Origin of the sequence: Reinekea forsetii, assembly GCF_002795845.1 — a bacterium.
Classification (GTDB): Bacteria; Pseudomonadota; Gammaproteobacteria; order Pseudomonadales; family Natronospirillaceae; genus Reinekea; species Reinekea forsetii.
On the sequence record NZ_CP011797.1, the window covers coordinates 2,484,102 to 2,504,074 of the forward strand.

The 19,973-nt window shown below is 53.7% G+C and carries 8 protein-coding genes; 5 read left to right on the plus strand and 3 right to left on the minus strand.

Annotated elements, in window-relative coordinates; all coding sequences use genetic code 11:
* Nucleotides 1-5 precede the first annotated feature (5 nt).
* The 5 genes from gatB (at nucleotide 6) to REIFOR_RS11470 (ending at nucleotide 8,752) form a co-directional block, all read left to right on the plus strand.
* Entirely contained in the window at nucleotides 6-1,439 is a 1,434-nt protein-coding gene (gatB, locus tag REIFOR_RS11450; RefSeq protein WP_100257686.1) for an Asp-tRNA(Asn)/Glu-tRNA(Gln) amidotransferase subunit GatB, read from the plus strand.
* A gap of 267 nt (nucleotides 1,440-1,706) precedes the next feature.
* Nucleotides 1,707-3,581 (plus strand): sensor domain-containing diguanylate cyclase, encoded by a 1,875-nt coding sequence (locus REIFOR_RS11455; protein ID WP_158524366.1) that lies wholly within the window; start codon nucleotides 1,707-1,709, stop codon nucleotides 3,579-3,581.
* Between the two features lie 165 nt (nucleotides 3,582-3,746).
* Complete coding sequence (locus REIFOR_RS11460) at nucleotides 3,747-5,648, plus strand: sensor domain-containing diguanylate cyclase (RefSeq protein WP_100257688.1); 1,902 nt, start codon at nucleotides 3,747-3,749, stop codon at nucleotides 5,646-5,648.
* 240 nt (nucleotides 5,649-5,888) lie between these two features.
* On the plus strand, nucleotides 5,889-8,039 hold the full coding sequence (locus tag REIFOR_RS11465; protein WP_100257689.1) for an adenosylcobalamin-dependent ribonucleoside-diphosphate reductase: 2,151 nt from the start codon (nucleotides 5,889-5,891) through the stop codon (nucleotides 8,037-8,039).
* Between the two features lie 11 nt (nucleotides 8,040-8,050).
* The gene (locus tag REIFOR_RS11470; protein ID WP_100257690.1) at nucleotides 8,051-8,752 is read left to right on the plus strand and encodes a TSCPD domain-containing protein; all 702 of its coding nucleotides are present in this window, start codon (nucleotides 8,051-8,053) and stop codon (nucleotides 8,750-8,752) included.
* An 83-nt stretch (nucleotides 8,753-8,835) separates the two neighbouring features.
* On the opposite strand, the gene REIFOR_RS11475 is transcribed toward REIFOR_RS11470, so the two are convergent.
* The 3 genes from REIFOR_RS11475 to REIFOR_RS11490 all read right to left on the minus strand — a co-directional run bounded on the left by REIFOR_RS11475 (nucleotide 8,836) and on the right by REIFOR_RS11490 (nucleotide 19,614).
* Nucleotides 8,836-9,654, minus strand: coding sequence for an IS3 family transposase (locus tag REIFOR_RS11475; RefSeq protein WP_100257691.1), 819 nt, complete (start codon nucleotides 9,652-9,654; stop codon nucleotides 8,836-8,838).
* Between the two features lie 183 nt (nucleotides 9,655-9,837).
* Nucleotides 9,838-19,014 carry a carboxypeptidase regulatory-like domain-containing protein gene (locus REIFOR_RS11480; RefSeq protein ID WP_227003835.1) on the minus strand — a complete coding sequence of 3,059 codons (9,177 nt, stop codon included), beginning with the start codon at nucleotides 19,012-19,014 and terminating at the stop codon, nucleotides 9,838-9,840.
* Nucleotides 19,015-19,143: 129 nt separating this feature from the next.
* Nucleotides 19,144-19,614: a hypothetical protein gene (locus REIFOR_RS11490; RefSeq protein WP_100257694.1), complete on the minus strand. Its 471-nt coding sequence runs from the start codon at nucleotides 19,612-19,614 to the stop codon at nucleotides 19,144-19,146.
* Nucleotides 19,615-19,973 lie beyond the last annotated feature (359 nt).

Consider the following 19,973-nt stretch of genomic DNA (forward strand, 5'->3'; position numbering starts at 1 on the left):
AGCGTATGCAGTGGGAAACGGTTATCGGGTTGGAAATTCATGTCCAGCTCTCAACCCAATCAAAAATATTTTCAGGTTCCAGCACCGCCTTCGGTGCTGAGGCCAACACCCAGGCCAGCGTGATCGATCTGGCGCTACCCGGTGTATTGCCCGTCTTTAATGAACAGGCACTGGCAAAAGCAGTGGCCTTCGGCTTGGCAATCGATGCGCAGATTGGCAAGCGCTCGGTCTTCGATCGGAAAAATTATTTCTATCCCGATCTGCCCAAGGGCTATCAGGTTACCCAGATGGATTTCCCGATTGTCGGCCAGGGCAGCGTCGATATCACCACCGAGGATGGCACCAACTTCACCATCGGTGTGACCCGAGCCCACCTGGAAGAGGATGCTGGCAAGTCGCTGCACGAAGACTTTCAGGGCATGAGCGGCATCGACCTGAATCGGGCCGGTACCCCTTTGCTCGAAATCGTCTCTGAACCGGACATTCGCAACGCCAAACAGGCCATCGCGTACCTTAAAAAAATTCACAGCATCATCACCTATATCGGCGTGTCCGATGGTGATATGTCGCAGGGTTCCATGCGCTGCGATGTGAATATTTCGCTGCGGCCATTCGGTCAATCTGAGTTTGGCACGCGCACCGAATTGAAGAATTTGAATTCCTTTAAATTTATTGAGAAGGCGATTCATACCGAAGTCGAGCGTCAGAAAGATATATTGGAAGACGGCGGCCGAATCATCCAGGAAACTCGGCTCTATGATGCCGATAAGGATGAAACCCGACCGATGCGCAGTAAGGAATTCGCCAACGACTACCGTTATTTCCCGGAGCCCGACTTACTGCCGATCGAAATCGATGACGCCTATATCGAAGCCATACGTGCGACCTTGCCAGAATTACCGGACACCAAACTGGCGCGCTTTATCGCCGATTTTGGTCTAACCGAATACGATGCCAGCGTGTTGACCAGCAGTCGCCCGATGGCAAACTATTTTGAACGGGTCGCCGAACAGTGTGGCGACGCCAAACTGGCCGCCAACTGGTGTATGGGCGATCTATCGAAACTGCTCAACCAGCAGGATTTAACCATCGATAATTGCCCCATTGCGCCAGAGGACCTGGGTCTACTGTTGTTGCGCATCAAGGACAATACCATCTCCGGCAACATTGCCAAGACGGTATTCCAAGCGATGAGTGACGCTCAAGGCTCGGCCGATGAGATTATCGCCGCCAAAGGTCTTAAACAGGTCACCGACAGCGGAGCCATTGCCGCTCTGGTAGATCAGGTGATTGCCGACAACCTCGATCAGTTCAATGCGTTTAAGGGCGGCAAGGATAAGCTGATTGGCTTCTTCGTCGGCCAAGTCATGAAGCTCTCTAAGGGCCAGGCCAACCCCGGTCAGGTGAACGACATCCTACAAGCCAAGGCTAAAGAGTAGTATTGAGGCGGTCGATCCTATTGGCCGCTTAATCTGTCGCCCCTTGCCAAGCCACCCAACCCGGCAAGGGGTCTTATTAGTCATCGCTCGCCCCCGGTTGAACGGCCACTCGGGCACATAATCTAGACCCTCAACTCATCCCACCCCCCTCCTAGCCGGCATTGCGCGGCGCCCAACTATACTCGTCTGTAACGCCCTAATAGTTAAGTTTGGCCACTACAAGGCCTACCACTCACTGTTGTATATTAAGGTGACCTATTGACCCCCGTGAAAAGACTGATTCGACGCTCGGCCATCCTGGTCTTGTCGGCACTGACCGGACCGCTGTTCGCCGCCTCGGTGCCCACCTTGGATGCGCAGACTGCGCTCAACAAGGGTGAAGTCAGTCTGAGCGGCACCTGGGGCTTTACCTGGGGCCGCTGGATCCCCCTGGATACGATTCAATCGAGCGAACTGTCGGTCGAGCACGTTGAGCTGCCGAACTTCTTACTCAACCTAGGGAGCAGCCAAACCCAGAAAACCGATAATATTGTTCAAGGCTATGGCACCTATGTTTTGCAAATCGACAACCTCCGTGAGGCATTTGAGCATCCCACCCTGTTTGTCCGCTATGTGCAAGATGCTTGGCAGGCATGGTGGGTCGATAGCAGCGGCGAGATCAGCCTACTGGGGCAATCGGGGCAGATAGCCAAGCGCGCGGATGAGCAGGCGTTTCGCAACAATACCGCCATTATCCACCTGCCCGGCAAGAGTCAGAGCGGCACTCTGGTGATCTACCTATCGGCCTATCACACCAGCTATGCCGGCCTCTATGGTGAACTGACCATACGCGAACAGGAGACGACCCTAAGGGGGCTGCTGACGGACCTGACCGTACGCACTTTTTTAATCGCTGTTGGTATCTATGTCACCATTCAGAATTTGGTTTTCTATGTTCGCCGGCCGCAAGAAAAAACCCTCTTACTCTTAGCGCTGTTTGCCGCGGTGATTTTAGTACGGGCGGCTTTAGCGTCCGGCTATGTCGACTATTTTATTGCCCAACCGCGCTGGGCAACAACCTTTTTTAAGGCAGAATATCTGTTAGTGGTCTGGCCAGGTATCGCCGCGTTACATTTTTTATTGGCGTTTTTTCCGGTGCGCGGATCGCGTCAGTTTATGCTCGGGGTCTACCTGTTCTTTGGCGCACTGATACTGGTCACCAGTTTTGCTCCCTTGTCGCAAGTGACGCTAAATCTATGGGCCTATCAAATCGGCCTGCTGGTTTTTACCGCGCTATGCATGATTACCGTGGTGCGCGGCCTGGTGCTTCGACTTCCGGATGCCCGGCATTTCTTATTCAGTATCACGCCGCTCGTCTTGGCCGTTTTTAACGATCTGATCGCCGGACAAATGGCCAGTTATAATTTCTTTATTGTCGAGTATGGTTTGTTTCTCTTTCTCTTCGTACAGACTCAAATTCAGTCGACTCGCTTTGTCGACGCACTGAAAACATCCGAACACCTGAGCGCCCATCTAGTTGAGGAAGTTGCCCTAAAAACTCGGCAACTGCGCTTACACAACGAGCGTTTAACCGAACAAGCCGTGGATCTGTCGCATCAAAACGACGAAATAAAATTGATCGCCGAGACCGATCATCTGACCGGCCTACTCAATCGCCAAACCCTGGACAAGTTATCCGAGCTGCAATTCCAGTTGGCCATCGGCTATCGCCAACCCTTGGCGCTGGTGATCATGGACCTCGATCATTTCAAGGCCATTAACGATACCCATGGCCATCTGGTGGGCGATGAATGTCTGATCTTTGTGGCATCTTTTTTACGCGGCTACAAGCTGCGTAAGCGCGATATCATCGCCCGCTTCGGCGGCGAAGAACTGGTTATCCTGCTAGCCGATACCAACCTCGCCATGGCCACCAAGATTACCCAGGATCTTTGCGATAGCCTGGCCAAGACACCGGTCACCGGCGACCATCCCGATATCATCCTGACCGCCAGCTTTGGCATTGCCGAGCGGATTAGCAGTCGGGCACAAAGCGTGCACCAACTGATTGGCTTTGCCGACCAGGCCCTCTATCAGGCCAAGCGGCACGGTCGAAACCGGGTGGAGGCCTACGACCCGAGCGGGCCCGAGGCAGAGGTCTAAGCGGCTCAAAAACCCCACTCCGTCTACGCTAGACCCTGGCCTCAAACCACCCCCCAGACGCCGCGGATCGTCCGCTGTTCCGACTATACTGATTCAAGCTATCAGCGCCGATTAGGTTGGCCAGATCTCGCCCCGACACTCACTCTTAGGCCCTAAGGTAAGCTATTGACTGTATTCAAAAACCTGACGCGCCTAGGTACCACCTTGTTGCTCTGGGCACTGCTCGAGCCAGTGTTGGCCGCGCCCGTTCCAACACTTAACGCCGAGGCGGCGCTGCAAGATGGCGAGCTTAGCTTGGCCGGCAGCTGGGGCTTTAGTTGGGGCCGCTGGCTACCGTTGGATCAGATTGGCTCCGCCGACCTCTCTGTGGATCGGGTTGAACTGCCCAACTATTTGGTCGATTTACCGATAGAGGGTCTGGCCGGGCGCGACGGCATCGTGCGCGGCCATGGCACCTACCTGCTGCGACTCACCCATCTGGACGCCGCCTTTGTCCGTCCGGCTCTATCGATGCGCTATGCTCGAGACGCTTGGCAAGCCTGGTGGGTCGACGACGCCGGCGCGGTGCAGCTGCTCGGTCAGTCCGGGCAGATTGCCGAAAACGCCGAGGACCAGGCGATGCGTCATAAGGCGTCCTTATTGATCCTGCCCAGCACCAGCCAGGGCGGCACCCTAGTGGTGTACCTGTCGGCGTACCATTCAAACCATTCCGGCCTCTATGGCGACTTTACTTTGCGTGAGTATGACAGTGCATTTCGTCTCATCCTGACCGACCTATTGGTGCGCACCTTTCTGATCGCGGTGGGCATCTATGCGACTATTCAAAATATGGTCTTTTTCCTGCGCCGACCCCAGGAAACCACCCTGCTGCTCTTGGCGCTTTTTTCCGGGGTTAGCCTCTCCAGAGCGGCTTTTTCATCCGGTTATGTCGACTATTTTATCGCCCAGCCCTACTGGTCTATTTTTTTCTATAAGGTTGAATACATCTTAATTTTTTGGCCGGCCATTGCCGGACTGCAACTATTGTTAGGATTTTTTCCGGTGCGTTCGGGGCGTCAGTTGATGCGGCTGACCTATGGTCTCTTTGCCCTAGCAATTCTGGCAACCGCTATCGCCCCGATGTCCAGCGTCACCGCACATCTATGGGCCTATCAACTGGCGTTACTGTTCTTCACCCTGCTCTGTTTGCTGACTATTATTCGTGGCCTCATACTGCGCCTGCCCGATGCGCGCCATTTCCTGCTCAGCGCCACGCCCCTGATGATGGCCGTTATCAATGATGTAATTGCCGGCCAATTGGCCAGCTATAACCTCTATGTGACCGAATACGCGCTCTTCTTGTTCCTCTTTGTACAAACCCAGATCCAATCGGCGCGCTTTGTCGACGCGCTAAAAACCTCCGAACATCTGAGTGCGCATCTGGGTGAGGAAGTGGCCCTGAAAACCCGCCAACTGCGTTTGCACAATGAGCTGCTCACGGAACAGGCCGAGGACCTGTCGCATCAGAACGATGAAATAAAGTTGATCGCCGAAACCGATCACCTGACCGGCCTGCTCAATCGGCAAACCCTAGATAAGTTATCGGAGCTGCAATTTCAGCTCGCCATAGGCTATCGCCAACCCCTAGCGCTGGTGATCATGGATCTGGACCATTTTAAGGCGATCAACGACACCCATGGCCACCTGGTGGGTGACGAGTGTCTAATATTCGTCGCGTCCTTCTTACGCGGTTACAAGCTGCGCAAACGGGATATCATTGCCCGCTTCGGCGGTGAGGAATTGGTTATCCTGCTGGCCGATACCGATTTGGACATGGCGCTCAGCATGGCTCAGGATCTGTGCGTTAATCTGGCCAAAACACCGGTGCGCGGTGATCATCCGGATATTACCCTGACCGCCAGTTTCGGCGTTGCCGAACTGATTAGCAGCCGGGCGAACAGTGTGCATCAGTTGATCGGCTTCGCCGACCAGGCCCTGTATCAGGCCAAGCAACGGGGTCGCAACCGAGTTTCCGCCTATACCCGCCCCGCTGCGGACCGGCGATCCACGACACCGGGCGCAGTCTGAGCCGAGCGTTTGGCAATTACCAGTTACCCCAGAGCCCGCTCCGGGTCAACTTCAACTTGAATCGCATAGCCCCGGAAAAAATATTTTTCGCCGCCAAACCGCACGGCGGTCGGGCTGCGTCAATGTCAACAATGCAGAAAAATAAAATTCCCTTCCAACACTACAGATAGTGTTTTAGAATCACTTTCAACACTACAACTAGTATTTAATCTCATTCTGTAGACTAAGGAGCCTGCCGCCATGACTGACAAAACAGAGCTGGAACGTGATAATTGCGTCAAGATCGACCATCAATCCGCGTCGATCGACATCTGGGACTCCAAGTACCGCCTGAAAGACAGTCGCGGTAACCCGGTGGATAACAGCATGCACGACACCTTCTCTCGAGTGGCCGATGCCTTATCTGCCGTTGAGAAGGGTAAAAAGAAGCAAGACGAGTGGCAGAGCAAGTTCAAGTGGGCGCTTGAAAACGGCGCCATCCCAGCCGGTCGTATTGTCTCCAATGCCGGCGCGCTGGCCCACAAACCGGCCACCTCAACCATCAACTGTACCGTGTCCGGTACCATCGAAGACTCGATGGACGGCATCCTGAAGAAGGTGCATGAAGCAGGCCTTACGCTGAAAGCCGGTTGCGGCATCGGTTATGAATTCTCCACCCTGCGCCCGCGCGACGCCTTCGTCTCCGGCGCTGGCGCTTACACCTCCGGCCCACTGTCCTTTATGGATATCTATGACCGCATGTGCTTTACCGTGTCCTCGGCCGGTGGCCGACGCGGCGCCCAGATGGCGACCTTCGATGTCAGCCATCCCGATGTAATCGACTTTATCAAGGCCAAGCGCGAAGATGCTCGCCTACGTCAGTTCAACCTGTCGCTGTTGATCACCACCGAATTTATGGAAGCCGTTAAGAACGATCAGGAATGGCCTCTGGTGTTCCCGGTTTCTGAAGCTGAAGCGCTGCGCGACGGTCTGGATGTCAACGACAGCGCTCAGGTGATTTGGAAAGACTGGCACGTCAAGAATGTCTATATGCAGAACGCAGACGGCCAGATCGCCTTTAAGGTGTATCGGGTGATCAAGGCGCGCAATCTGTGGAATATCATCATGACCTCCACCTACGATTTCGCCGAGCCAGGCTTTATTCTGATCGACAAGGTCAATGAATATAATAACAACTGGTTTTGTGAAACCATCCGCGCCACCAACCCATGTGGCGAACAGCCTCTGCCGCCCTATGGCAGCTGCCTGCTGGGCTCGGTCAACCTGACCCATTTTGTCGCCGATCCCTTCACCGACAAGGCCCGCTTCGACTGGGACAAGTATCGTAAAGTCGTGCAGATTTTCACCCGCATGCTCGATAACGTGGTGGAAATCAATGGCCTACCCTTGGAAGGCCAACGCCAGGAAATTGTCCGCAAACGTCGCCATGGCATGGGCTACCTAGGTTTGGGCTCTACCATCACCATGTTGCAAATGAAGTATGGCGATGACAAATCGGTGGCCTTCACCGAAGAAGTGACCAAAAGCATGGCCATGGCCGGCTGGGAAACCGGTTTGGAACTGGCGCGCGAGAAAGGCCCAGCGCCGGTTATGAGCGAAGAATTCGAAATCACTGGAGAGATGGTGCGCGCGCGCCCAGAAATACTCAGCGATGGCTATCAGGTGGGTGACAAGCTGCCCGGTCGTATTCTGCACGCTAAATACAGCCGCTATATGCAAAAGCTGGCCGCCGAGGCACCCGAACTGGTTAATGAACTGGCCCAAACCGGCGCCCGCTTCACGCACCATTCGTCTATTGCCCCGACCGGCACCATCAGTCTGTCGATTGCCAATAACGCCAGTAACGGCATCGAGCCAAGCTTTGCGCACCACTATAGCCGTAATGTGATTCGCTCAGGCCGCAAGACCAAGGAAAAGATAGATGTTTTTTCCTTTGAACTCTTGGCTTACCGCCAACTGGTCAATGATCAGGCCATGCCTTACAGCGACGCGGCCGATGCGCAGCTGCCGGACTATTTCCGCTCCGCCGATGATATAGCGCCGAAAGAGCATGTGGACATTCAGGCCGCGGCACAGAAGTGGATCGACTCGTCGATCTCCAAGACCGCCAACGTGCCTACTGACTACCCGTTCGATGACTTTAAAGATATTTATCTCTACGCCTATGAACAGGGCCTCAAGGGCTGCACCACCTTCCGTTTTAACCCGGAAGCGTTCCAGGGCGTACTGGTCAAAGAAGTCGATCTGGCCAACACCACCTATCGCTTCAAACTGGCCGACGGCTCCACCATGGAAGCCAAGGGCAATGAGATGATTGAATACGATGGCGAAACCCATTCAGCTGCCAACCTCTTTGATGCGCTCAAAGAAGGCTACTACGGGAAATTTTAAGGATGACTACGATGAAAAAGATTGACCAAAAGATCGTCGGCTATGAAGTCGTCACGGCAGACAAACAAGCCCTCGCCAAGGCTGAATCGGACGCAGTTGATCGCCGTGCCATCGTGCAGATGCACGAAGCGGTCGAGCGACCCGAGATGCTGATCGGCTCGACCTACAAGATTAAGACGCCGATGTCAGAACACGCCATGTACGTCACCATCAATGACATGCTGCTCAACGAAGGCACCAGTCATGAGATGCGCCAACCCTTTGAGATCTTTATCAACTCAAAGAACATGGAGCATTACCAATGGGTTGTGGCACTCACGCTGCTGATCTCAGCGGTATTCCGTAAGGGCGGCGATATCACCTTTATCGTCGACGAACTGAGCGCGGTGTTTGACCCGCAGGGCGGCTACTTTAAGCGTGGCGGTAAGTTTATGCCCTCACTGGTGGCCGAGATTGGCGATGTTGTCGAGAAGCATCTGAAGATGATCGGCATGATCACCAACGATCAGCTCGATGTGCATCAGAAGAAGATGATTCAAGAGAAACGAGCCGAATACGAAGCCCGTCAGGCCCAGCCAGCCGCCGGTGATGACAGCGACGAGGGTAACTTCCCGCCCGATGCTCAGCTTTGCAAGCTGTGCAGCACCAAGGCCGCCATCGTGATGGACGGTTGCCTGACCTGCCTGAACTGTGGTGATTCGAAATGCAATTAAGGCCCGCCGAGTAAGCGATGGCCTCAATCGCTATGCCCCGTCCTAATATATGTTGACGGTTTTTATTGAGCCAACTGAGCATCTCAGTTGGCTTTTTCATGCACGCTTGCTGGGGTTAGCATCCCCAAACTGCTGTGCGGTCGTTTGTGATTATACGCATCGATTGACTCTTTCACGACCTGCTCCAGCTCCTCTTTGTCTTTGTATTGATGGATTAAGAACTCGTGTTTTAGAATGCCGTTAATCCTCTCTGCCAACGCATTCTGGTAACAATCGTAGCCTGTGGTCATTGAAGGCGTGATACCTTGTGACGCCAAGCGTGATTGATACAGCTCAGAACAGTATTGTAGTCCTCGGTCCGAATGATGAATGGCCCGTTCTCTGCTCTGTCGTTCGATAAGCATTTGGTCTAATGCCTTTACCACGGATTTCGCTGACAGATCATCACTGACGTGATGACCTACAATCTTTCGAGAATACGCATCGGTCACCAACGAGAGGTAATGCACCCCCTCTCGACTTTCCAAGTATGTGATATCGCTCACATAGGCCTGCTCTGGTCGGTCAATGGCCATTCCCTGGTATAGGTTTGGGTATTTTCGCATCCAATGCTTACTGTGCGTGGTTTTACGGTACTGACGTGCCGGCATGATTAAGAGACGATGCTGCCTTAATAGCGTAAACAAACCATCCCGCCCCAGTTTAATCTGTTGCCGTTGGAGCTCTGGCTGCAAAAGGTGGTAGAGCTTCCGGCCACCTAAGCGCGGCAAGTCACGACGTATCGTATATACCCAGTCCAGTACGGGTGATAGCGCCGTTGATTTTTGGCGTTTTCGAGCAAGCTCTTGATACATGGCTTGTCGAGAAATACCTATCAAACGACAGCTTCGAGCCAGTGTCATTCGTCCTCTTGCTTGAGCTTCTCGGGCAACAACTCTAAGAACTTTTTTCGGAAAGAGGTCCCCTTAATCTGGTCGACTCGCTTGATCGTTTCATCCATTGACCCGTCCTATAATAAGTTGACACCTTGGAGACTTATTTCAGGACGGGTCACGTTCTCTGCGCTTCGCCAGTCTAGCCCTGCACTATAACGGATCTGGGAACAGGGTTGGATTGGCTGAATCCCAGAGCGCACCGACCCCAGTCGGATCCCATAGGTCGGACTCCCCGCCGGGGAAGTTGGCAGTCGATCGGGGTGACACAATGCCATCCACTGTAAAAGTTGATCCATCGAGCACAAATTCAGTTTCGGCCACGCCATCGCCGATAATATCCACTGGTAAGCCCGAACCGCTGTAGCTGCTGGATCCTTTGGTAAGGAAGCTGTTACTGAATAGAGTGGCCCATGTCCGTCCATAGCTAAGCTCGACATCAGAATCGACTACCAGGGATGAATAAGAGGAACCTGAATTATAGGACGACACAATGGAACCCATGATGGAGCTATTTGAATAATTATACGCAGAGGAAATTACCGAATCACTGATAATCCCGGAGCTATAAAGGGTGTTACTTGTTGCTAAGCGACTCGTTATGATTTGACCACTGCTTTGATTGCGGAGGCTGCCGGCCCCACGAACCATTGAGTGCTGAACCAAACCGTAGTTATAGACGGTAGCATCCGCAAACAGACTGCTGTTCTCAATCGTCGCGCCGTCGTCAATACTCGACGAATCGGTCAACCAAATATCGCTTCGGTCGAGAGTGGTTTGCGCATAAACATAAAAGTTCACTGGCAACTTAATATTCAAATAGCTTGCTGCCACGCCAGTAAAACTTATCCTGCCAGTGCCGGCCCCAGAGGAGCGAATAAAGATGGGTGCTGCGGCGGTGCCGGCTAGGGTACTGTTGTTAATTTCAACGTCAGCATCCCGGTCCATCATCAGCACAATACCCGGGTCAATGCTGATATTCGACAGGCTCGTAGCCAACAGGACCACATTGCCAGCGCTATTATTATAGCTGGCATCGATATGGATATTGCTATGGGAGCCCACCAGTGGATGACTGAGTCGATCGAGCGGGTCGTATAGCGTGCTAATTTCCAGATTATCGTTTACGCCATCGCCATCGGTATCGGCCAGATAAGGGCTGGTACCATAGGTTGGCTCGTCGGCGTCGGCAATGCCGTCGTTATCATCATCCAGGTCTAGGCTATCGACAACACCGTCCATGTCGTTGTCTTGTGACGTGGTCGGGTAGCTGTTCGCATCCAGCGGATCGAAGACCGAGCCATAGGCAGGATCAGACTCCCAATCTTCCTGCAGATCGGAATAGCCGTCGCCGTCGTTGTCGTGATCGGCAATATCGGGCGTGCCATCGCCATCAAAGTCGGCGTTGTCTATATCAGCAGACGAGATCACCGGGTACAGATGAGTGCCCTTACTAATATTAGAGATATAACCCGTTCGCTCGCCAATATTGGCAATGTCGGTAGTGCCCCAATAGTTGCTGTCGATATCCAGCAAAACAGCCGATACGCTGCTGTCCATATCGAGCGTACTGCGGGATAAGCGCAGCCAGCTGTTGCTGCCGGTGATATCGATACGGCTGTTGGTCAGATCCAATGCCTCGGCAACTAAGGTGGTGTTGGAGTATATATCACTATTGATCACGACCAATGTCTCGGCGACCGCGTAGTAGGAATACATATAGGCATTGGTTAGGGTGCTGGCGCGAATCGAAGTATCGACCCTAAAACCTATATCATTTATGGTGCTGTCGGTTACCGTTGAGGCGCGAAAAACCTGATAACTGTCACAGCTACCCAGCGTTGATTTCGTCAATTGGCTCGAGTCGATAGCGCCTAAATAGCTATTGCCAGAGCAACCGTCAAACGTAACTTGACTGTTTGACAGCGACTGAACGCTAAAATTACTTGAATACTCCCCCCTTAGGGAAAGCTGCACACGATCTAAAGTAATGGAAGGTGTGCCTGACTTCACCACCAAAGACGTGTCGCTCTTATATATCTTTAATCTCGACACATCGGCGTAACGCAATTGGCTTTGTTGGCTGTTGGCCAGGTCAAAAATTAGGGCAGATTCGTTATATGAACCGGTCCAGGTCGGGTCGCTTTCAATAGACACCCGGTCGGCCTCACTGCCATGGGCCAGGATCCGACCCTTGAGGTAAATATGCTTGTCCGCACCATTAAACTGCACCTGGGTACCGGCCATCAGATTGAGGCTGGCGTTCTCCTTAATCAACATATTATCGATTATCAGATAGGGTGAGCGCGATTTGAGCCACAGGGTGTGTACCGCCAGCACGCCGCCATCCACTTCGGTCGGCCCGGCCTTGGCCAGAGTCGGTGTCAAGGTGACCATAGCCGATCTATCGCTTTCAACCGCGCTCTGGTTCAACCAGGTGACTCGGTAATAGTAAGTGGTATCGTTCAGGGCGCTGTTATCAACATAGTAGTTTTGACTCGCGGCCACATCGGCCACTGCCGTGAAGTGGTTTGCGTCGAGCGAGCGATACACCCGGTAAGCCGTTGCATTGGCCTGTTCACTCCAGACCAGCCCGGTTTCACTGTAACCGGCCTGGCCACTCAGGCTCGCCACTGGCGCAAAGGCCAGTTGGCTGCTGTCTTGTTCGGCCACGATGGTTGTCACACTGTCATCGATCCGAACTTCATAATAAACGGTCTGCCCGGCCGCGACCGCCAAAGCAATCTGATGTTCGGTGCTCTCGGTTGCAGAGACCACGACACTGTTGGTCAGGCTGCCCGGTGCATAGCCCCACCAAATAACAGCGGTTGTCGCTTCGCTGGTGCTGAAGCTGACCACCAGTTGCGCATCGACGGTTTGGGTGAGCAGCCCGAATAGGGTCGGTTGGGTGCTCAGGTTCAACAGGCTTGTCGCAACCAAGGTCCCGCTGTTGCCGGCCCGATCGATAAAATCGGCACTGCTGGATAGATTGGCAAAGTCATCGAAAGTGGTGATATCTGTGGCCGCGCTGTAGAGCCCGTCGTTTGCGGCGCTGTCGGCACCGGTGCCGTCATCCACTAAGACCAGCGCCGAAATCAGACCGGGCGCATTGTAACTTGCCGTACCGCCGGCTTCACCGGCATCGAGCGTTACCGTTAAGCGGTCGCCGCGGGTCGCAACGGACGACAGCGTCAAGGACTGCAGGGAGACCGTGCTGTCCAACTCAATGCTGTCATTCGCCGCGGTCAAGGCGGTACCGTCCTCATCGAAGAATGCCACCGTCACCGTTTTCACACCGTCGCCGGCGCTGAGGGTCAGCGCATAGCTGTTGGCCATGGCCACCGCAGCACTGCTAACGCCGTTTTCAGATACCGCCATGGTCACGGCTTGGGCATTGGCCAATGACAAAACAACTGCTCGGGTATTGGTATAGAGCGCGTCGTCATCAATATAAACGAAGCTGTTTTTCAACCGCACCAGACCGAGGTCATAGTCCGTCTGGCCAGGCTTTACCTTGACGCTAAAGACGCGCGTCTCCCAGCTGCCTCCGGCATAGCCAAGCGATACGCTGTAGGTCGCCAGTGGCAGGTGCGCAAAGTCAAATACGCCGCTGGCATCGGCCGTTAGGCTGTAGCTGCCATTAATGGATGTGGCGCTCAGGGTTGCGAGGGTCACATCGAGCGCGTCGTCTACCGTTAGCACACCCAATATGCGCCCGGTCTGCTGCTCCAAGGTTACCGCTCCGGCGTCGGCCACGCTGTTGGCCAGCACCGTATAGGTTCGTACCTTGGTCACGTCGGCAAAATGCTCTTTAGCAAACAGCAGCCCGGTATAGCTGCGCGCCGGTGCTTTAATTTCCCAATATCCGTCGGCATCGGTGGTGGTACTCAAACCGGTGCTGTTAATGCTCACGGTGACACCCGAAGAGTCGGTATAACCGCCCAGCTGGACGGTGCCGCTTAAGATCCCCAGCCGAGTGTCCGGGTCTGTGGTTTGAAAGCGCGTCGGCTCGTTCATATCCCACCAAACGCCGACTGTGGTTGGGTCCCATAGGCCAACCACGCTCTGCCACGCTTGGGGTGCAGACAAGCCAAACACGGGAGTATCGCGTGGGTTAGTAATGCCGTCTACCTTGATCGTATAGGAGTCTACTTCGAACTCGGTTGTTGCCACATCATCACCCAGTTCATCGACCGGATCACCCAGTCCGAAGTAGTGATCCGTTGAATCGGAGGGCAGGCCTATGTAGCTGCCATCGAAGAAGTAATTGTAGGAGCTGGTGCCCAGCGAGACTAACTCGATGTCAGAATTGACAAAGCTAGAATGTTCACCATGATAATAAAGACGATTTACCCAACTGTTGGTAAGGGTAGAGTCATAGGGGTAAATCGAACCCGCAAATATAGAGTTTTTGACTTCCATTGAAGACATTCCACTGCTCCCAGTGTGAAAGGAGTTTTCAAGTAGGCCACCGCCCAACGACTGGCCGCCTAGGTAGCTGTTGCGCACCCGAGCAGTGGCCTGCAAAGACCAACTGCCAAAAACAGCGCTATTTTCTATGGTGCCGTATAAATAACCTGCGCTGACGTTGAGATCGGCGAAATCTATGGTGGAAGTAGCATCGACATTAAATCGCTTGGCAGAGGTATGCACCAGATAGGACAGCTGTGAATTCTCAATCGACAAAGCGCTTGACCGACTGCCCGCGCCATCGCTCTCTATTCTGATAGCATTGGTTGGCGTGCCGTGCAGTTGCGAATCTTTGATTAATATTTCGGCATCCCGATCGAGCATCAGAACCGAACCAGGGGCAACGCTTACCGAATTCAACTCGGTCCGGTTATCACCTGTGCCGCCGGTGATATAGATCAGGCCATCGCTATTGATATTGCTGTTGTCGATCCGGACATTGGCGATCTTGCCCGACAGGGGGTGGTTGGCGCTATCGACCGGGCTGTATTTTAGGCTTACTTCGATGCCGTCGTTGGAGCCATCCCAATCGGTGTCAGCTAGGTAGGGGTTGGTCATCATCACCACTTCGGTTTCGTCGGCCAAGCCGTCGTTATCGTCGTCTAGATCCGCCAGATCATCCTGGCCGTCCATATCATTGTCTTGGCTGCCCGTGGGTGCACTGAGCGGATCCAATGGGTTATAAATGCTGCCGAAGAGTGGGTCGGATGACCAATCTTCCTGCAGGTCACTGTAGCCATCGTTGTCGTTGTCATAGTCCACATAGTCTGGCAAGCCATCGCCGTCGGCGTCGGCAGTGAGCAGATCGCTGCCCGAGATAATCGGATAGAGATGGGTGTCGTTAGACTGATCGGAGCTGTAGCCGGTGCGCTCGAGAATATCGGCTAGATCGGTGGTGCTCCAATAGTTATTGCTGATATCGAGGGTTGCGCTGACATCAAGAGTCGACAGGGCATCCAAGCTGTTAAAACGCATGGTTAGGCGGCCATATGATTGCCGCATCGAAACCGAGGAGTTCACCAAGGTATTGCCCCGCATGGTCAGATTAGTCGAGCCCTGCACCTGCGAGTTCTGCAACACCGAATCGGTCAGTAACTGAGCGTAGTTCAGCGTTGCACCGGTAAATTGACTGCCACTAGTGTTGTATAAAGAGTTGAACGTTGCGTTATGAACGATCGTATCGCTCATGGAACCCACATCTAACTGGGTGGTAGAGTAATAATAGTTGTTCTGAGAATCGTTTACAGAGTCCACAACCGACCCCGATAGGTTTGTGATTCGGATAGTGGCGCTGTAATGGTTAGACTCAAATTCCAGCTTGCCACCGGTTACCCGATTAACAGAGAAATAATTATTGGCCAACAAGATGCTTGCGTCGGTCAGCTGAAGGTTTACCGGACTGTACTGTCGTTCCTGTTGGCTCGGATCGTAGCTATAAATATCAACATAACTCAGTTGCGCATTGCTGACCCGATGGGTACCACTATTATTGTTGTCGAAACGGATTGAGCCGGTCTTTACGCCCGCCGCATCAAAGGCGGTAAAGCGCACCGGTTCGGCTGCGGTGCCGTGTGCTTCGAGTTGCCCCGAGACCAGCATATATTGATCGGCTGCGGCAAACTCCAATTCAGCACCCGGTAACATGAGCAAGGTCACGTCTTCTATCAAGCGCACAGGCGCCGTTATCTGATAGGGCGAGCGAGAGCCAAGCCAAACCGTGTTGCTATCGATCAGGCCACCGTTGAGCAGGGTTGGCCCGGCCAGCAGGGCCGAGGGCGTAACGTTCACCGCCGAGCTGTCGATCGATTCATTGCCATCCAGATCGACGGCGGTCACCTGATAGTAATAGTCTTGATCGTTGGTGGTGGCATCGACGTAGAAGGTCGTGTCGATCAACTCGGCCGTGACCGGGGTATAGCTGATGCCGCTATCACTTGAACGGTATAGCTGGTAACCGGCCAGTTCGTTGTTGGCACTAGCATCCCAAATAAGTCCCACTTCGGCATTGCCAGCGTGGGCACCTAGACCGGTGATTGGAGCAGGTGCTAGCTTGCCCTGGCCAAATGCCAGAGTTTGGTTAGCCGCCGCGTCTTCGGCGGTAATTTCGAAATAGGTTAGGGTGTTGGCGGGTAAACCGGTTAGGACGATCTGATGCGTACTGGTCCAGGTGTCGCTCACGGTTAGCTGTTCGGTTAGATTTGACGCGTCAAAACCATAGTTCACCAGACTGGTGGTCGGCTCATCGGTGCTAAATTTAATCGTCATCTCACCGCTGGCAACGTTGGACGCCACGCTGAGGTTGCCGATGCTTGGCGCCGTACTCAAGACCACCGGTGCGGCCGTTACCGTGATGCTATTGGCCGCACGGTCGACTATAGTCGCGGTAGGCGTGACCGTCAGTTCCGCAGGGCTAAGAATGACATAGTCGCGTTCATAGTGGCCGTCATTTGCCGTCACGTCACCAAAGGTCCCGTTATCAACCAAGGCCAGGCCGTTCACCAAACCCGGCAAGTCAACGCTCACCGTGGCCGCGGTTTCGCCGGCCAAATCCAAACTCAGGTGTAATACATCCCCTCGGGTTGTTGCCCCCTCTGCCGTGAAACCTTTGACCACGATGGTGGTGTCCAAAATAATTTGATCAATCACACTGGGCAACACGCCGGAGCTGTTGCGGAAATCGACCACTAAGGTTTTTAAGCCATCGCCGGCTTGCATCGTAAAGTCCATCGAAGCGCTAAAGGCGATCCAATCTGAATCCGCGCTGCCCTGGCTAATGCGCATTTCGCTGGCATCGGTAGAGCCAATGGCCAAGGACACGGTCGGTGAATTGGTGTAGAGCGCGGCATTATTTATTTTGACATAGCGCACGCGCAGCTCGGCGCTGTCGAGTCCTTGGGTCTGCAGACCGTCGTCATCCACGCTGAAGGCCCTGATGATGGTTTCAAAGCCGGGATCAATACAGCTTAACGTATATTGGTAATCGCCAAAGGGTACGTTCAATTCAATGGTCGCAGGGGCATCCGGATAAGATGCCGTAAAACCCGCGGCCGAGCCCTGCCCTTCAATCGTCAACTGCAGTTGCGAGCAACTGCTGGCAACGGACGCCAGTGCCAGCTGCACCCGTTTAGCAGCCTGGACCAGCGTGGTGGTTTGTGCCTGATAAACACCCAAGGCCGTAACCGTTACCGTTTCAGCTGTTGTCTGCGCAGAATAAAGGTCACGTTGATAGCGGATGCCGCCGCTGTAGTTAGCCACCGGCACGTCGAGTTGCCATTGGCCCTGATTATCCGTTAGTGCGCTGAAGTCGCTGCCCAGCAGCTCGACCAGCACACCGGCATGGGCCGCTTGATTTTCCAAGGTTACAACGCCGGAGACCTTACCCGTGTCCATCTTTAAAATAAGTGCATCGGCAATGCTTAGGGTTGGCGCTTCCTTGCTAGTGTTTACCAATAGGGTTGTCGATTGAAAACCTGACTTCAGTGCCCGTAACTCATAGGAACCGGGCACGAACCCAGTAATGCTAAAGGACCCATCGCTATCGGTCACCGCGCTGTAACTGGTGCCCACAAGTGACACCGTCACCCCGGAGAAATCGCTCAAGCCGCTCAGTTCAACGACCCCATCGATGCGATATTGTTCGAGGGTGACGGCGTCTAAACTTACCTGCGTCAATTCATCGAAGGACACCAATTGCGAGCCGGTCTGATAGCCGGCATAACTGTATTGCAGGGTGTAGTTGTTGCGTTCAATGCCAATAAACTCAAAATTACCCGCTGTATCGGTAGTGGTTGAATAGGCCGTGCCAATGAGGCTGACCGCTATGCCGCTGTGATCGTTGCCGCTGGATTTGACCACGGCGCCGGACAAGCGAAATGCCTCTATATTGAGTGTACCAAGAGCCAAGGTTTGTTCATTTGTGGGTACCGACACGATTCTCTGGGTATTGGCATAACCGGTTTTTTGGATATTCAGGGAGAAGTCACCACTGAACACGCTGCTGAACAAAAAACCACCCGTTGAATCCGTTGTCGTGGTTTGCCCGGTGCCGGTGATGGTCAACAGCGCGCCAGCGACTGGATTGCTGTTTGCATCCAGCAGGGTGCCACTGATGTTGCCAACTTCAGCATCGAGAACTTGGGAATCGAGCTGATTAGTGGTTTCAGAGACGACCTCAACGGCCGACAATGTCTTAGTGGTGTGGTTTGAATCGGTGAAATTCAGGCTATAAGTGCCAGGCGGCAAACCATTGATGACAAAGGCACCATTGCGACTGCTAATGGCTTCCTTATCGGTTCCTTCAACGCTGATGATCACACCGGCGTGCTTGTTGAGTGCATCCTGTTTATCCGCAAAATAAACAAACCCGGCAATATTGCCCGGCTTCGGCGTTAGGTCGATGGGCTCGGGTATTTTCGTTAACACCAGGCGACCGATATCGGCTGTCTCGCCTAACAGTATATCGACTTCATCGAGCTTTTCACTTTGGTAGCCGTTGGCACTGGTGATAAAGCTGTAGCCCTGTCCTACTGGCAGGGCTGGGAAGCTGACGAAGCCGTTAATATCGGAAATAGAGGTATAGATGCTGCCTTGATTATCCCGGGCATAGACCAGGACATTGGCGTAATCGTCCATCTCAGCAACAATAATTTGGCCACTGGCTTTGCCTTTTTCGTTGGTCAGCTCGACGACACCTAGGTCCACTTCCTGGTCTGATGCCACTTCAAAGGTGCGCGTAGCACTGACATAACCGGCCAATGACAGGGCAAGGGTATGGCTGCCGGCGGGCAGTCCGGTCAACGTTACCAGGCCGTCACTATCGGACTGCGCCGCCCTGGTATTACCCAAATGGCTGACGGCCACGTCGTCCAAGGGTTGACCCAGCAAGGCACTTTGAACGATAAAGCGAGCCGAACCGGTCGCGGCCAGATTGTTCGCATCAATCTGATCCAGATTGGTGGTTTCGCCCGGGCTGACCGAAATATCACCGATCTATAGACCGGTACTGGCATCCTCGCTGATAAAGCTAATGCTATAATCGGTGCCAGCCGGGAGGGTGACGGAATAACTGCCATCTGCATTGACCGGCACCACCAAAGGCTCCACCAAGGGCGGCGCAACCGTCTGGTCATCGTTGGCTGCACTGGCCTGATTTGGCCGCCCAGTATTAGGGTTGGCCTGCGCTGCGGCAACGACATCCGCCGGGGAAACCAGTAACGAGTTGCAACGGCTGCAAGGTGCCCGACCAAGCAATCGCGCCATGCGCCCGACATTGCCATTGGCAATAACGCCGTCGATAGTGCCCAGCGGGGTGGTTGTCTGGGCCGGGCGAATGAGTGAGTCGGTTGGCGCGGAAGGTTCTGTTACCGGGGCTGCGACCTCGGTGGGAGCAGCAGCGGGTTCAGAAGTGGAGTTGCACGCAACCAACAATGAAACAAGTATCAGAACTAAAAACCGCGCCATACAACCAACCCCAAATAAACGTTTAACTGCCATTGTTTCAATATGGTCATTCTGACAAACTATAAAGTTATGTGTAGAACTAAGACAGTACTCTGCAGGTCATTATTGATACTTTTAAAACGGGTGGTTGGTATGACCAATAGGGCATTCGCAATCGCTACACTACTTCGGCTAGACATGCCGTGCCCGAGAACAAATGGCGCGCAACTCGACCCTGCTTGTCACCCGCCAGGGCTTTATAGCGCACCCACCTCCGTGCCAATTCGGGAAAGTGAGCGGAACAATCCCCAAGAGGTGTAAAATATCCAGTACACTGCTGGCACCCACCGTTCAGCGCTGCTGATCGGGTTATTTTTGCT

Bases quoted from the DNA above. Each gene is read 5' to 3' on its own strand.
- gatB (WP_100257686.1), top strand. From the start codon at position 6: ATGCAGTGGGAAACGGTTATCGGGTTGGAAATTCATGTCCAGCTCTCA.
- REIFOR_RS11465 (WP_100257689.1), top strand. From the start codon at position 5,889: ATGACTGACAAAACAGAGCTGGAACGTGATAATTGCGTCAAGATCGAC.
- REIFOR_RS11475 (WP_100257691.1), bottom strand. From the start codon at position 9,654: ATGACACTGGCTCGAAGCTGTCGTTTGATAGGTATTTCTCGACAAGCC.
- REIFOR_RS11470 (WP_100257690.1), top strand. From the start codon at position 8,051: ATGAAAAAGATTGACCAAAAGATCGTCGGCTATGAAGTCGTCACGGCA.
- REIFOR_RS11490 (WP_100257694.1), bottom strand. From the start codon at position 19,614: ATGGCGCGGTTTTTAGTTCTGATACTTGTTTCATTGTTGGTTGCGTGC.